We start from the raw sequence: 14059 nt of genomic DNA, 5'->3' as shown, positions 1-14059 counted from the left end.
TGCGGCTAAGGTCAGTCGGCGTGGATCTGGATGCTGTGCGCACCTTCGTCGCCGCCGCCGACGCGGGTCAGTTCCAGGAAGCCGCTGCCGACCTGTCGATCACCCAGCAAGCCGTCTCCAAGCGCATCGCCGGGCTGGAGAAGGAGCTCGGTGTGCGGCTGTTCACCCGCACTGCGCGCGGAGCCCAACTCACCATCGACGGGCAGGCGTTCCTGCCCCACGCCCGCAATCTCCTCGAAGCCGCAGAGCGGGCTGCCGCCTCCGTGCGGCCCGGCCGCCGTGCGCTGCGCGTCGACGTGATCGGTCGACGGCTCGCACCAGCAGGACTGCTGCGCGACTTCCACCGCGCGCATCCCGAGACCGAACTCGATGTCGTGACCCTCTTCGATGCCGACGCGGCGATTTCCGCCGTCCGCACCGGCACGATCGACGCGTCCTTCCGCGCCCTCACCCGGCAACTCCCCGACCACGTCGAGGCCGCCCGCGTCCTCGACGAGCCCATCCAGCTCCTCACCGGACCGACCCACGAACTCGCCGCCGCCCGTGCGGTCACGCCCGCCGAGCTCGCCGGGCACCGGATTTGGATGCCAGGCATCGTCACCGGTACGGAGTGGGCCGCCTACTACGACGGGCTCGCCGCCGCGTTCGGGCTCACCATCGACGCGACCGGCCCCAACTTCGGCATCGAGCCGCTGCTGGACATGATCGCCGACTCCTCGACACTCGCGACTTTCGTCGGCGAGCAGACGCGGTTGCTCTGGCCCGCCGACTACGGCTTGCGACGCATCGCCGTGCACGCCCCGACACCGGTCTACCCGCACTCGCTGATCTGGCGCAGCGACAACCCGCACCCGGCGCTCGGCGCGCTCAACGACTACCTCCACGCCAAGCAGCCCGACCACGATGCCAAGACGTGGACACCGGAATGGGCTCGCTAGTCGAGCACTCGGCCCTTGGTTTCCGGTAGCAGCCAGATGAACAGGACCGTGAGCGCCGTGCAGATCATCAGCACCGTGACGATGGCGCTGCCCAGGCCGATGCCGTCCGAGGCCCAGCCGATGAGCGCCGGGCTGAACGCGGCGACACCACGACCAACGTTGTAGGTGATACCCGCCCCGGTTCCGCGCACCCGAGCCGGGAACAGTTCGGTGAACAGCGCTCCCTTGCCGGACGCCTGGGCCGAGATGAAGAAGCCCACCACGAGCGCGAGCAGCAAGTTGTACCAGAGCGCGTCGACCGGGACCGCCATGAACAGGAACCCGAACACCGCGGTGCCGAAGTAGAAGGCGGTGAACGCCCAACGTCGTCCGATCCGGTCGTGCACGTGTCCGCCGAGCACGTAGCCGAGCCAGTTGCCGACGATCATGAACCAGATGTACATCGCCGTGTCGCTGACGCTGAGCCCGCGTTCTTCCTTCAAGTAGAGCGGAATCCAGGTCTGCAACGCATACGTGCTGGCCAGCCCGGTCGCCCCGAACAGCGTGCCCAGCACGGTGTACTTGCGCAGCCCCGCGGCGAAGAGCTCACCGAAAGCACCCTTCTCACGCGGCTTTCGCGGCACCCGCACCGTTGGCACGTCGCGCAGGTTTCGCCGGATCAGCAACGCCACCACCGCAGGCAGGATGCCGACGGCGAACATCACCCGCCACGCGACCGTCTCCGGCAGCCAGGCATGGCTGAGCACGTAGGCGAGGTTGGCGGCGCCCCAACCGACCGCCCACGCCGACTGGATCCAGGCCAACGCCCTCCCCCGCCGCTCCGGTGCCGCGTACTCGGCCATCAGCGCCGCGCCGACCGGCCACTCCGCGCCGAAGAAGAAACCTTCGAGGGTCCGCCACAGCAGCAGTTGCTCGAAGTTCTGCGAGGTCGCGGTCAGACCGGTGAACAGCGCGTACGCACTGATCACCAGCACCAGGACCTGGACCCGGCCGAACCGGTCGGCCAACCGGCCGCCGACGACACCGCCCAGCGCCGAGGCGATGAGCGCGCTGGAAGTCGCCAGCCCGCCTTGCGCGGTGGTGAGGCCGAGGGTCGCGATGATGCCGCTGAGCGCGAGCGGGAACATCTGGTTCGTGAAGCCGTCCAGGCCCCAACCCGACCAGGTCGCCCAGGTCACGCGGCGCACCAGGGATCTGTCCGCGGTGCTCGGAGCGGTCGAGGTGGTCGTCATACCGGCACTCCAATCGGGAGTTGCGAGCCCGTCGTTGAAATTCGCCGCATTTCAGTCCGCTGACCTGAATCCGTAGTCGTCGCGCGCCGCCTGCTCGGTGATGCGCCCGTTGCGCAGGTCTTCGCGCACCTGCTCGGGCGAGCGCCGCGCCGGGTCGCCGAATCCACCGCTGCCTGGGCTTTCCACGCGGAGCACGTCGCCCTTGCGCAACTGCACGCCGGAAACCCGGCCGCCGGGCAGTTGCCGTTCGTCGTCCCTGCCCGGGTTGACGACGAACCGGCCGAGACCGCCGTCCCGCCCGCCGCTTAGACCCCACGGCCTGGTCGTCTGCCGGTCGGCGTGCGCGGAGAATTCCGCGTGGTCGCAGAGGATCCGCACATCCCGTCGCACGCCGAGGCCGCCGCGGTGGGTGCCCGCGCCGCCCGAGTCGGCGATCAGCTCGTAGGTGTCGACCAGCAGCGGATATTCCTGCTCCAACGCCTCGATGGGCAGGTTCGAGGAGTTCGTGATGTGCACCTGGATCGCGTCCAGCCCGTCCTTCGTGGTCCGCGCGCCGCCACCACCTGCGACGACTTCGGGGTAGACGAAGAACCGCCCGTCGTCCTCCCCGGAGAACGTCACGTAGGTGACGGTGCTGTGGCTGGCGGCGGGCACCCGCTGCGGGACCGCTTCGGCCAGCGCGCCCAGCACCACGTCGGCGACCCGCTGGCAGGTGTCGGTGCGCGCGGTGACCGGTGCGGGCTCGACCGGGTTGACGATGCTGCCGGGCGGCGCGGCGATCCGCACCGCGTCGAAGAACCCGCCGTTGGGTGGGATTCCCGGATCCAGCACCGCTTTCAGCGCGTAGTAGACCGTTGCTTCCAGAGCCGGGCGCACCACGTTGATGCCGACCGGGCTCTGCGGTCCGGTACCGGCGAAGTCCAGCGCGATGTACTCGCCATCGACGGTGATGGCCACCGCGATCTCGGTCGCCGGACCGTCGCTGGGGTCCATCAGATCGCGGAACCGGTAAGTCCCGTCCGCGACCGCCCGCAACGCCGCGGCCAACCGCTTCCGGGAGTGTTCGAGCAGGTACGCGGTGGCGGCGCGAACGGTGTCCCGGCCGTAGCGCTGGTGCACCTCGCGCAGTTGCCGCTCCCCGATCTCCACCGACGCCAACTGCGCCAGCATGTCGCCGCGCCGCTCCTGCGGCAGCCGCGAGTTGAGTTCGATGAACGCCAGCGGCGCCTGCTCGACCCCGTCGGCGGTCGCGAACTTGACCAGCGGGATGCGCAAGCCCTCCTGGAACAGCGAGTTCGAGTCGCCCGCGTTGCTGCCCGGCACCCGGCCGCCGATGTCGGAGTGGTGCGCGATGTTGGCGCTGTAGCCGATCAGCTCGTCGTCGGCGAACACCGGCTTGACCATCGTGATGTCGGGCAGGTGGGTGCCGCCGCCGTGGTACGGGTCGTTGGTGACGAACACGTCGCCGGGTCGGACGGGCAGCTTCGAGGCTTCCAGCGAGTCGATCAGGCCGGTCATCGATCCCATGTGGATCGGCATGTTCTCGGCCTGCGCCACGAGTTTGCCGTGCTCGTCGAACAGCGCGGTGGAGCAGTCCGCGCGCTCCTTGATGTTCGTCGAATAACTCGCCCGGCGCAGCACCGCACCCATCTCCTCGGCGATGGTCACCAGCGATGCGCCGATGACCTGCACGGTAATGGGGTCGGGGGTGCTCATCGCGGCTCCAGTTCGAGGACGAGGTTGCCGTAGCGGTCGACGCGCGCGGTGGCCGACGGGGTGATGACCGTGGTGGTGTCGAGCTGTTCGACGATGGCTGGGCCGGGCAGCACGGTGCCCGCCCCCAGACCCGCCCGGTCGTAGATCGGGGTGGGAACCGGACCGGTCTCGTCGAAGTCGACGGTGCGTTCGCCGATCCGCGCGGTGGCCGGGTCGTCGCCTTCGGTGATCACGGGCATGCCAGGTTTTTCCACCGCGGCGGCCGCGGTCAGCTGCACCTCGACGATCCGCACCGGGGCGTCGCGATGGGCGAATCCGTAGCTCTTGGTGTGCTGCCGGTGGAAAGCCGCCACGATCTCGGCCACCGCATCGGCGTCGAACCGCGCGGCATCGATCACCCGCTGCGGCAACGGCACGGACAGCTCGAAGTTCTGCTTGGCGTAGCGCATCCTCGCCACCCCGGTGATCGAAGTGTCCACATCGGATGGTGCTTCGGCGGCCAGCCAGGAGCGGGCCGAACCGTGCACCTCGTGCAGCACTTCGTTGAGCTTGTCCAGGTCGCTGTCGACGGCTTCGGCCAGCACGGCTTTGGTGAACTCGGTGCGGATGTCGGTGACCAGCAGGCCGAGCGCGCACAGCGTGCCCGGATTCGGCGGGACGAGCACGGTGCTCATGCCGACCTCGCGCGCTACCTCGACGGCGTGCAGCGGACCCGCACCGCCGAAGGCGACCAGCACGCAGCTGCGCGGATCCTCCCCGGCTTCCACGGAAACCTTGCGCACCGCACCGGCCATGTTGACCGCCGCGATCCGCCCGATCCCCCGCGCGGCGGTGGCCAGGTCGGTGCGCATCGCCCGTGCGGTGCCGTCCACGGCGCGCTCCGCCGCCGAAAGGTCCACTTCCAGGGCGCCACCCAGGATGTACTCCGGGTTCAACCGTCCACGTAGGACGTTCGCGTCGGTGACGGTCGGCTCCGTCCCGCCGCGCCCGTAGGCGGCTGGACCTGGCTGCGAACCGGCGCTGCTGGGGCCGACCTCCAGCGCGCCGCCGGGGTCCACCCGCGCGATGCTGCCGCCACCGGCACCGACGGTGTGGATGTCCAGCGATGGCGTGCGAACCGGCCGATCGTTGATGCGCCGCTGCGACGACACCAGCGCCCGCCCGTCGCGCACCAGGCACACATCGGTGCTCGTGCCACCCATGTCGAAGGTGATCAGGTCGCGGAAACCGGCTTGCGCCGCCACGTGCGTCGCGGCGACGACTCCAGCAGACGGCCCGGACAGCAGGGTGGTCACCGGGTAGCGGCCCACCGACTCCAGCGACATCATGCCGCCGCTGGACCCGATCACCTTCGGCTCGACCGGCACGCCGGTGGCCCGGATCCGCTCGGCGAGTCGTGACATGTACCGGTTGATCCGCGGCCCGACGTAGGCGTTGACCACCGTGGTGGAAAACCGCTCGAACTCGCGGAACACCGGTGCGATCTCGGCGGACGCGCACACGTACGCCGAGGGCAGCGCGGCCCGCAGCGCATCGGCGACCTCCACTTCGTGGCTGGCATTGCGGTAGCTGTGCAGGAAGCAGACCGCAACCGCTTCCGGCCCGGCCGCCCGCACGTCTTCCAGCACGGCCGCCAGGTCGTCGCTGTCCAGCGGTGCGAGCACCTTGCCCTCGGCGGACATCCGCTCCACCACGGCGTGCACCAGTGATCGGGGAACCAGCGACGGCGCCTTGTCGGCGTCCAGGTCGTAGAGGTCGGGACGCTGCTGCCGCCCGATCTCCAGGACATCGCGCAGGCCAGCGGTGGTCACCAGCGCGGTACGAGCACCGTTGGACTCCAGCACGGTGTTGGTCGCCACCGTCGTGCCGTGGCCGAGGTAGCCGACCGCGCCGGGGTCGGCCCCGGCCTGTCGCAGCACCGCGCGGACCCCTTCGGCGACGGCCACGGACTGGTCGTCGGTGGTGGACGGGAGCTTGTGGATGTGGAAGCGGCCGGTGGTCGTGTCCAGCGCGGTCACGTCGGTGAACGTGCCGCCGACGTCGATCCCGATGCGCAGCATGGTGAGCCCTTCGATGGTCAGTGCAGCCGGGACAGCGACAGGCGGTCGATCGGCACGTCGGTGCGGCCGGTGCCCAGCAGGTCCACCGCCGCCCTGGCGAACACCGGTGCCAGCTTGAAGCCGTGACCGGAGAACCCGCCCATCACCAGCACGTTCGGCCGCTGCGGGTCGCGACCGATGATGCCGTGGTTGTCCGCGGTGTAACCCTCCATGAAGGTGCGCACGGCAGCGGGTTTCGGCGGCAGACCGGTCAGGCCGCGCGACACGGCCGCGGACACGCGGGCGACGTACTCCTGCGCCACCACCGGATCAAGCGCGTCGGGATCGTCCACAACGGACTTCTCGACGTGCAGGTTGATCTTCACGCCACCTCCGACGTCCGGGAAGAAGGAGTAGACGTTCTCCCCGCCGCTGCGCCGAATGCCCACCGGGAAGCGCTCGGGCACCCAATTCGGACCGGCCTCGAACCAGCACAGCACCGCCCGGCGGATCTGCACGTCGCGGGCGATCGCCGGAACGCTGCGGGTGATCCACGGCCCGGTGCACACCACCGCCTGGTCGTACTCCGCGACCTGGATCTCGTCGCCCTGGCGGTAGTGCACGGCCACCCCGGTGCCGCGATCGACGACATCGACCACAGTGGTGCTGGGATGGATGCGGGCCCCAGCTTTCTCCGCGAGCAAAGCGGTTTCGGCCACGGCGCGCTGCGGGTGCAGCAGGCCGCCCTGCCGGTCCAGGAGCACCAAGTCGTCGCCGAAGAGCCGGTGCTGGGGGAACCGCCGAGCGGCCTCGCGGTGGTCGAGCTGCTCGACGTCGAGCCCCCACTCCCGCGTCACGTCCACGACGGTGCGCACGTCGGGGTCCTCGGCCGAGCCGATGGTCAGGGCACCGCAGGGTTCGAGGAGTTCGACACCGGTCTGCGCGCCGAGTTCCAGCCAGGCGGCCCGCGCCTCGCGCAGCAGCGGCACGTAACCGCCGCCTTCCTTGTAGGCGACCCGGAAGATGCGGGTCTCGCCGCCAGCGGCGCCGCGCTGGTGGCCGACGTCGAACTGCTCGAACCCGGTGGCTCGCACCCCGTCGGCCGCGAGCCGGTGGAGGACCTGGCTGCCCATCGTCCCCACACCGATCACGGCGATACTCGACTGCTGAAGTGGTTTCATCGCGTCTCCGCAGGAAGCGGTGGCTCCAACAGACCAGGAACGTAGCATTCACTTCGCGAGGGGACAATGGACGACGTGAACACTTCACGTAGCGAGTCGTTGGGGCAACGAATCAGAAACAGCGCCGGAAAGCTGGCCAGCGGTGAGCGTGCGGTCGCCGACTACCTGCAACGCCACCCCGAGGAGGCGGCGATCTCCTCGGCCGCCAAGCTCGGCGAGGCCACTGGCACCAGCGACGCCACGGTGATCCGCACGGCGCGCAAGCTCGGCTTCGAAGGGCTGGGCGACCTCAAGCGCAGCCTGGTCGACCACCTGGCCCGCCGCCGCGATCCCGCACAGGTGCTAGACGACCGGGTGCGACGGCTGCGCACGGCCGAGCACGGGGTGCTGCAACCGGTGATCGACGCCGGACTGGCACTGCTCAGCGAAGTGCCCGCGCTCATCGACAGCGTCGAGTGGTCGCGCACGGTCGCGGCGTTGCGCGACGCCGAGCACGTCTGGACCTACGGCATCGGCCCCAGCGCAGCCGTCGCCGACCACCTCGCGCTGAGCCTGCGACGCGCGGGCAAGGCAGCGGATGCGTGGACCGCGACGGGCTTCCGCCTCGCCGACGAACTTCTGCGGCTGCACGCCTCGCACGCAGTGGTCGTGGTGGCGCCGCTGCGGGTCTTCCGCGAAATCGGCATCGTCCTCGACCACGCACACCGAACCGGCGCGAGCAGCGTGCTGCTGACCGAAGCGATCGACGAAGCCGGAGAAACCGAGGCCGACATCGTGCTGCCACTGCCGGACTCCACCGAAGGCGCGGCGAACGAACTGATCGCGCCGCTGACCATCCTGCACGCGCTGGTCCTGGAACTGGTCGCCACCGAACGCACCGCAGCGGTCGAGCACTACCAGCGGCTCAACGCCCTGCGAACCGAAATCGCCGGAACCAACCTGGACATCAGCCGCCTACCAGAGCTGTGACTCGGCCATGCCCGCGTGCCAGTAGTCGTGAGTGGCGATGGCCGCTAGGACGACCACGACCACTCACGACCGGAGTCGGGCTCAGACCACGGCCTTGTGGGATTCGGCGTACTGGTTGGCAGGGCGGCTCAGGCCGTAGTGGTCGCGCAGCGTCCTGCCGGTGTACTCGGCGCGGAACAGGCCGCGTTGGCGGAGGATTGGCACCACGCCGTCCACAAAGGACTCCAATCCTGACGGGAGCACCGGGGGCATCACGTTGAACCCGTCGGCGGCGCCGCTGGTGAACCACTTCTCGATGGTGTCGGCGATCTGCTCGGGCGTGCCGGTGAACGTGCGGTGACCCCGGCCGCCGCCGAGGCGGTGGATGATCTCCCGCACCGTCAGGTCCTCCCTCCTGGCCAAGTCGACCACCAGCGTGTAGCGGCTCTTGGCGGTCTCGATCTGCTCCTCGCCGGGCAGTTCCGCCGGAAGCCGCCGGTCGAGGTCGTCCTCGGTCAGCGTGATGCCCAACGTGCCGGACAGCCGCTGCAACGCGTAGCGGTGCACGATGTGGTCGCGCAGGTCGGCCTCCAGTTTCCGGGCCTCGGCTTCGGTGCTGCCGACGACCGGCACGATGCCCGGCAGGATCTTGATCGTCTCCGCGGCACGACCGAACTGCCGCGCGCGTTCCTTGAGATCGGCGTAGAACGCCTTGCCCTCGTCCAGGGTCTGCTGCGCGGTGAACACGGCTTCGGCGAAGCGCGCGGCCAGCGCCTTGCCGTCTTCGGAAGAACCGGCTTGCACCAGCAACGGATGGCCCTGCGGCGGGCGGGGCACGTTCAGCGGACCGCGAACCGTGAAGTGCTCGCCCCGATGATCGATGGCGTGCACCTTGCGCTCGTCCGCCCAGACCCCGGACTTGTCGCCCACTTCGGCGTCGTCTTCCCAGCTGTCCCAGAGCTTCCGGGAGACTTCGACGAATTCCTGGGCGCGTCGGTAGCGGGCGCGGTGCGAAGGCAGCTCGTCCAGGTTGAAGTTGCGCGCCGCTTCCACTACCGCGTTGGTGACGATGTTCCAGCCCGCCCGGCCGCCGCTGATGTGGTCCAGCGAAGCGAACCGGCGGGCCAGGTTGTAGGGCTCGTTGTAGGTCGTGGACGCGGTGGCGATCAACCCGATCCGTTCGGTGGCGGTCGCCAGCGCGGTCAACAGCACGGTCGGCTCCAGCGTGGTGGCCGGGCGCTGGCCGACGTCCACGCGCAGCGCGGGTGCATCGGCGAGGAACACCGAGTCGAAGGTGCCGCGTTCGGCGATCCTCGCCAGCTTCACGTAGTGGTCCAGGCTGGTGTTCGCCGCCGGATCGCTCTCCGGCAGCCGCCACGCCGCCTCGTGGTGCCCTACGCTCATCAGGAACGCGTTGAGGTGCAGTTTCCGGTCACTCACTGGTTTCCTCCGCATCGTGTTCGGTGACGCCGAGCGCGGCGAGCAGGGCATCCCGGTGGTCGATGAATCCCGCGTCGCGGTGCGATCTCGGCACTGGCAGGTCGATTTCCCGGTTGACGGCGTTCTTTCCGCCGTCCAGCACCAGAACCCGGTCGGCGAGCGTGATCGCCTCGTCGACGTCGTGCGTCACCAGCAGCACCGCGGGCCGGTGCCGCGCGCACAACTCCCGGAGCAGCCGATGCATCCGAATCCGGGTCAGCGCATCGAGCGCGCCGAAGGGTTCGTCCGCGAGCAGGAGTTCGGGTTCCCGCACGAGGGAACGGGCCAGCGCGGCCCGCTGCTGCTCGCCACCGGAGAGCGCGTTTGGCCAGGACCGCTCCCGCCCGGCGAGCCCGACCTCGCGCAGCACGGCCCGGCCGCGCTCGGCCGCGTCGGCACCGGACAGGCCGAGGACGACGTTGTCGAGCACCCTGGCCCACGGCAACAGCCGGGAATCCTGGAATACGACCGCACGCTTGTCCGGCACCGTGGCCAGTCCGCTGCCGGTCACGTCGTGGTCGAGTTCGGCGAGCGCGCGCAACAACGTGCTCTTGCCGGAGCCACTGCGCCCCAGCAGAGCGACGAACTCGCCGCGCCCGATGTCGAGATCCACGCCGTCGAGCACCACCCGGTCGCCGAATCGGCGCACCAGTCTGCGCACCTTGACCGCAGGGTGTCCACTATGGATCTTCTCGGGTCGCTCGGTCAGCTGTCCAGTGTTCGGCGCCATGACAGCACCCGCCCTTCCGCGAATCGCACGACGCTGTCCGACAACAGCCCGAACAAGGCGTAGATGACCAGGCCCACCACGATGATGTCGGTCTGCGCGTAGTTGCGGGCCTGCGTCATCAGCGAGCCGATGCCGCTGGTCGCGTTGATCTGCTCCACCACCACCAACGCCAGCCAGGAAACCGTCACCGCCATGCGCAGCCCGGTGAAGAAACCCGGCAGCGAACCTGGAATCGCGATCCGGCGCACGAACTGCCAGCGGCTCAGCCGCACGGTCTCGGCCAGTTCCACGAACCGTCCGTCGACGCCGCGCAGCGCGGCGTGCGTGTTGAGGTAGATCGGCACCAGCACGGCCAGCGTCACCACCGTGATCTTCATGCCTTCGCCGATGCCGAACCAGATGATCGCCAGCGGGATCAGCGCCAGCGTCGGAATCGCCCGCTTGATCTGCACGGGCCCGTCGACCAGCGCTTCCCCGAAGCGGCTGAGCCCGGCCACCAGCGCCAGCACCAGCCCGACGAACACGCCCAGCAGCAACGACACCGAAGCCCGCCACAACGACGTGAGCAGGTGCGATTGCAGCCGACCATCCGCGATCAGTTCCCCGGCGGTCGACAGGACCTGCGCGGGCGGCGTGAGCGTGTGCGGCGACAGCAGGCCCGCACTCGAGGTCAGCTGCCACGCCAGCAGCAGCACGATCGGACCGAGCAGCCGGAAGAACGGGATCTTGCGGCCCGGCCCCAGCCGTCTGCGCTCAGCCGCCATGGCGGATCTCCGCTCGACTCGCGCCGACCCGCTGCACCGCGTCCTCGATCACGGCGTCGAATCGCCGGTCGAAGTGGTCGTGGGCGTTCAGCGGCCTGGGCAGGCCACCGTCGGCCAGCAGCAGGTCGATGGTGTGCTGCTGGGTGGCGATCAGCGATTCGTCGAGCCTGGGGAAGACGACCTCGTCTTCGGACGCCACGATCCGCTCGCCGTCGGCACGTGTCACGCCCTGGTTCTTGACGTAGTAGAAGTCGATCCACTCGTTGGGATGGGTGGCCGCCCACTGCCTCGCTGCGACGAAATGCTGGACGAACGCCCGGATGGCTGCGGCTTTGGCGGGATCTTCCAACGCCGCGCGCCGCGTGTAGAGGAAGCTGAGCCCGGTGCTCGTGCCGTCGGTGTCGGCGATCGGCAGGGTGGTGCCCGTGCCGCCGGTCTGGGCGAGGAATCGGGTCAGCCGGGGTTCGTTGAGCGGTGCGACATCGACCGCGCCGGTGCGCACCGCGTCGTTGAACTCGGCCAACTGCAACCTGACGAGCTGCACGTCGTTCGTGGTCAAACCGGCTTTTTCCAGCGCGCGCAGCACGGACGTCTGCTGGGCGGTGCCTTCGGCGTAGGCGATCTTCTTGCCCCGCAGGTCCGACAGGGTGCGCACGTTCGCGCCGGGGGCCACCGCGAAGCGGGTCGAATTGGGATCGACCTGGTACGCCGCGATGATCGGCACGTCCTCCCCGGAAGCTTGGGCGTGGATCGGCGGGGTATCGCCGACGATGGCGACGTCCGCGGCCTCGGAGCGGAACGCCTCCAGCACCTCGGGGCCACCGGTGAAGTTGGCGAACTCGGGCTTGACCGGCATCTTGTCGAACTCCCCGGAGGCTCGGAACAGGCTCTGCAGCCGTTCCTGCTGGTCCGCGACGACCAGCTTGGTCTCCGGTGGGATGGTGGTGGGCAGCGGCGCATCAGCGGCCAGCCCGCCCGCTTCGCCGCCGGAGCCGCAACCGGCGAGTGCGAGCAGCGCGATCAGCGACGCGATGGTCGTGGTGGTGGATTTTCGTTGTCGGGCCAGGCGAATGCGCCCGGCCAGGCGCGATGAGGACATCTGTTACCTACTTCTGGGCGCGTTCTCAGGCGCATGACGAAGGAGACCCGAATATCGGGTTGAGAGGCCGAAGGGCCGGGAGGTGAAAGTGCCGTCAGCTCAACGACATGAGCAACACGTGACGCGCATCAGATCGATGGCGCGTCGTTCGACGAACGTGTTGGGCGAGATCACGGGCCGAGGATAAACGGACGAGCCGGGGTCGGGGAACAACGTCCCAATCGCTGAGAAACCCGGAAAGTCCACATCGGACGAACCTCGGCGGGTCAGGAGTGCTGGTTGGTGCGCTCCAGCAATTCGACCAGGCGGTCGCCGAGCACTTCGGGGATCACCCGCTCGGCCGAGCGGGCCGCGGCGGCGTTGAGCGCGGACATCACCAATGGCCGAAGCCGTTGCATCACATCGGAGTAGTACGGGATCTCGTCATCGGTGGGCACCGGGCGGGTCAGCACGTGCTCGCGCACCACCTCCACCAGGATCCCGGCCACGTGGTCGATGTCCTGCTGCAACTGCTCGGCCAGGTCGAGCACCGCGCTCAGCGGCACCCCGAGGCCGACCAGCTCGGCACCCGCGTCGAGCAGTTGCGGGCTGGGTGCGACGAATCCGCGACCGCGCCGCTCCAGCAAGCCCAGCTCGATCGATCGCTTGATGTTGGCCGGGGCGAACTGCTTGCCGAACTTCTCGCGCAACTCGGCGACCGTGACGGCGCGCGGTGCCTCTTCCGCCCAGGAAGCCCCGACGACCTCTTCCAGCCCGAGCACTTCGCCGAGGCTGCGGCCGGATTCCCAGGCCGAGATCATCTCCTTGATCTGGGCGAATGCGTAGCCGCGCTCCAGCATGTTGATGATCAGCCGAAGCCGCACCAAGTGCGCGTCGGAGTAGATAGCCGTCCGCCCCTCCCGACGAGGCGGCGGCAACAACTCCCGGTCCTGGTAGACGCGCACGTTGCGCACGGTCGTGCCCGCGGCCCGAGCGAGATCGTCGATCCGGTATTCCGCCACCCGAAGAAGCATAGTTCCCCTGTTCAGCACCTGCCGAAACGCGAGGTGAAGGGCACCTCTTACCAACTTACTTGGTAAAAGGTGCCCTTCACTCGTCCCCTGAACGGGGTCGTGAGTGCGCAGCCGGGTTGGAGCCCGGTTACGCACTCACGACAGGAAGCCGCGTAGCAGCGACGCCGTGCCTTCCAGGTGTTCGGCCATCGACCGGCGGGCAGCGGTCGGGTCACCGTCGAGGATGGCGCGCACCACTTCCTCGTGCTGTTCGTTGGAGTGCGCGATGTTTCGCTCCAGCAGGGGAATCGCGTCGAGCAGTTCGTTGAGCCGCATCCGCACGTCGGCGACCGCCGAGGTCAGCGACGCCGAGCCGGTGAGCTCGGCGATCGCCAGGTGCAGCCGCGAGTCCATCCGCCGGTAGTTGTGCAGCTCCGCGGTGCCCGCTTCGGACAGCCGCGACACCAGGTGTGCTCGTTCGGCTTCGCCGAGCTCGCGGACGGCGGCCTGTTCGGCCGCGCCGACCTCCAGCACGTGCCGGTGCGTCAGGGCGTCGTGCAGATCGACGCCCATCTCCCGAGCGATGCGGCGCGGCCCTTTGCGGTGCGGTCGGGCCGGTTCGACGTTGACGAACGTGCCGCCGTAGCGGCCTCGGCGGGACTCGACGTAACCGGACTCCTGCAACGCCCGGATCGCCTCCCGCAGCGTCACCCGGCTGACGTTGAGCCGAGTCGCCAGCTCGCGCTCCGCGGGCAACCGCTCCCCCGGCGCCACCACGCCGAGCCGGATGGCCTGCAACAGGCGCTCCACAGTCTCCTCGAACGCGTTGCCCGTGCGCACCGCGCGGAACAACGCTTCGCTAGCCCGGTTCTGCAGCACCAGCGTCTCGTTCTGGCTGGTCACGTCCCTCTCCCCCAGCTCAACTTCGGTATCGGCCGCCG

The 14059-nt window shown here is 69.2% G+C and carries 12 protein-coding genes; 2 read left to right on the top strand and 10 right to left on the bottom strand.

Annotated elements, in window-relative coordinates; genetic code table 11:
• Window positions 1–20 precede the first annotated feature (20 nt).
• On the top strand, window positions 21–938 hold the full coding sequence (locus MOQ72_RS14995; RefSeq protein WP_242184122.1) for a LysR family transcriptional regulator: 918 nt from the start codon (window positions 21–23) through the stop codon (window positions 936–938).
• On the opposite strand, the gene MOQ72_RS14990 is transcribed toward MOQ72_RS14995, so the two are convergent.
• The 4 genes from MOQ72_RS14990 to solA are packed head-to-tail and all read right to left on the bottom strand — an operon-like array spanning window position 935 to window position 7106.
• Window positions 935–2170, bottom strand: coding sequence for an MFS transporter (locus MOQ72_RS14990; RefSeq protein ID WP_242184121.1), 1236 nt, complete (start codon window positions 2168–2170; stop codon window positions 935–937). The two genes, MOQ72_RS14995 and MOQ72_RS14990, sit on opposite strands and share 4 nt — an antisense overlap.
• A 51-nt stretch (window positions 2171–2221) precedes the next feature.
• Window positions 2222–3886, bottom strand: a complete 1665-nt coding sequence (locus tag MOQ72_RS14985) for a hydantoinase B/oxoprolinase family protein (protein WP_242184119.1) — start codon at window positions 3884–3886, stop codon at window positions 2222–2224.
• Window positions 3883–5946, bottom strand: coding sequence for a hydantoinase/oxoprolinase family protein (locus tag MOQ72_RS14980; protein ID WP_242184117.1), 2064 nt, complete (start codon window positions 5944–5946; stop codon window positions 3883–3885). Before MOQ72_RS14980 ends, MOQ72_RS14985 begins: the two co-directional genes overlap by 4 nt.
• 17 nt (window positions 5947–5963) lie before the next feature.
• Window positions 5964–7106 carry an N-methyl-L-tryptophan oxidase gene (solA, locus tag MOQ72_RS14975; protein ID WP_242184116.1) on the bottom strand — a complete coding sequence of 381 codons (1143 nt, stop codon included), beginning with the start codon at window positions 7104–7106 and terminating at the stop codon, window positions 5964–5966.
• Between the two features lie 75 nt (window positions 7107–7181).
• Here solA and MOQ72_RS14970 point away from each other — a divergent pair, with 75 nt between their 5' ends.
• On the top strand, window positions 7182–8075 hold the full coding sequence (locus MOQ72_RS14970; RefSeq protein WP_242184115.1) for a MurR/RpiR family transcriptional regulator: 894 nt from the start codon (window positions 7182–7184) through the stop codon (window positions 8073–8075).
• A gap of 81 nt (window positions 8076–8156) precedes the next feature.
• Here MOQ72_RS14970 and MOQ72_RS14965 read toward each other — a convergent pair whose 3' ends face one another.
• The 6 genes from MOQ72_RS14965 to MOQ72_RS14940 all read right to left on the bottom strand — a co-directional run bounded on the left by MOQ72_RS14965 (window position 8157) and on the right by MOQ72_RS14940 (window position 14021).
• On the bottom strand, window positions 8157–9494 hold the full coding sequence (locus tag MOQ72_RS14965) for an LLM class flavin-dependent oxidoreductase (RefSeq protein ID WP_308197880.1): 1338 nt from the start codon (window positions 9492–9494) through the stop codon (window positions 8157–8159).
• Entirely contained in the window at window positions 9487–10263 is a 777-nt protein-coding gene (locus MOQ72_RS14960; protein WP_242184114.1) for an ABC transporter ATP-binding protein, read from the bottom strand. Before MOQ72_RS14960 ends, MOQ72_RS14965 begins: the two co-directional genes overlap by 8 nt.
• Window positions 10239–11027: an ABC transporter permease gene (locus MOQ72_RS14955; protein WP_242184113.1), complete on the bottom strand. Its 789-nt coding sequence runs from the start codon at window positions 11025–11027 to the stop codon at window positions 10239–10241. Before MOQ72_RS14955 ends, MOQ72_RS14960 begins: the two co-directional genes overlap by 25 nt.
• Entirely contained in the window at window positions 11017–12126 is a 1110-nt protein-coding gene (locus MOQ72_RS14950) for an ABC transporter substrate-binding protein (RefSeq protein WP_242184112.1), read from the bottom strand. The genes MOQ72_RS14955 and MOQ72_RS14950 overlap by 11 nt, the downstream gene beginning before the upstream one ends.
• Before the next feature lie 266 nt (window positions 12127–12392).
• Window positions 12393–13127 (bottom strand): MerR family transcriptional regulator, encoded by a 735-nt coding sequence (locus tag MOQ72_RS14945; RefSeq protein WP_242184111.1) that lies wholly within the window; start codon window positions 13125–13127, stop codon window positions 12393–12395.
• A 147-nt stretch (window positions 13128–13274) separates the two neighbouring features.
• The gene (locus tag MOQ72_RS14940) at window positions 13275–14021 is read right to left on the bottom strand and encodes a FadR/GntR family transcriptional regulator (RefSeq protein WP_242184110.1); all 747 of its coding nucleotides are present in this window, start codon (window positions 14019–14021) and stop codon (window positions 13275–13277) included.
• Window positions 14022–14059 lie beyond the last annotated feature (38 nt).

The organism is Saccharopolyspora soli (assembly GCF_022678645.1).
GTDB classification, from domain to species: Bacteria; Actinomycetota; Actinomycetes; order Mycobacteriales; family Pseudonocardiaceae; genus Saccharopolyspora; species Saccharopolyspora soli.
This window is presented reverse-complemented; position numbering and strand designations above follow the sequence as displayed.

Coding starts and splice junctions, on each gene's coding strand:
- MOQ72_RS14960 (WP_242184114.1), bottom strand. CDS start 10,263: ATGGCGCCGAACACTGGACAGCTGACCGAGCGACCCGAGAAGATCCAT.
- MOQ72_RS14950 (WP_242184112.1), bottom strand. CDS start 12,126: ATGTCCTCATCGCGCCTGGCCGGGCGCATTCGCCTGGCCCGACAACGA.
- solA (WP_242184116.1), bottom strand. CDS start 7,106: ATGAAACCACTTCAGCAGTCGAGTATCGCCGTGATCGGTGTGGGGACG.
- MOQ72_RS14985 (WP_242184119.1), bottom strand. CDS start 3,886: ATGAGCACCCCCGACCCCATTACCGTGCAGGTCATCGGCGCATCGCTG.
- MOQ72_RS14980 (WP_242184117.1), bottom strand. CDS start 5,946: ATGCTGCGCATCGGGATCGACGTCGGCGGCACGTTCACCGACGTGACC.
- MOQ72_RS14990 (WP_242184121.1), bottom strand. CDS start 2,170: ATGACGACCACCTCGACCGCTCCGAGCACCGCGGACAGATCCCTGGTG.
- MOQ72_RS14955 (WP_242184113.1), bottom strand. CDS start 11,027: ATGGCGGCTGAGCGCAGACGGCTGGGGCCGGGCCGCAAGATCCCGTTC.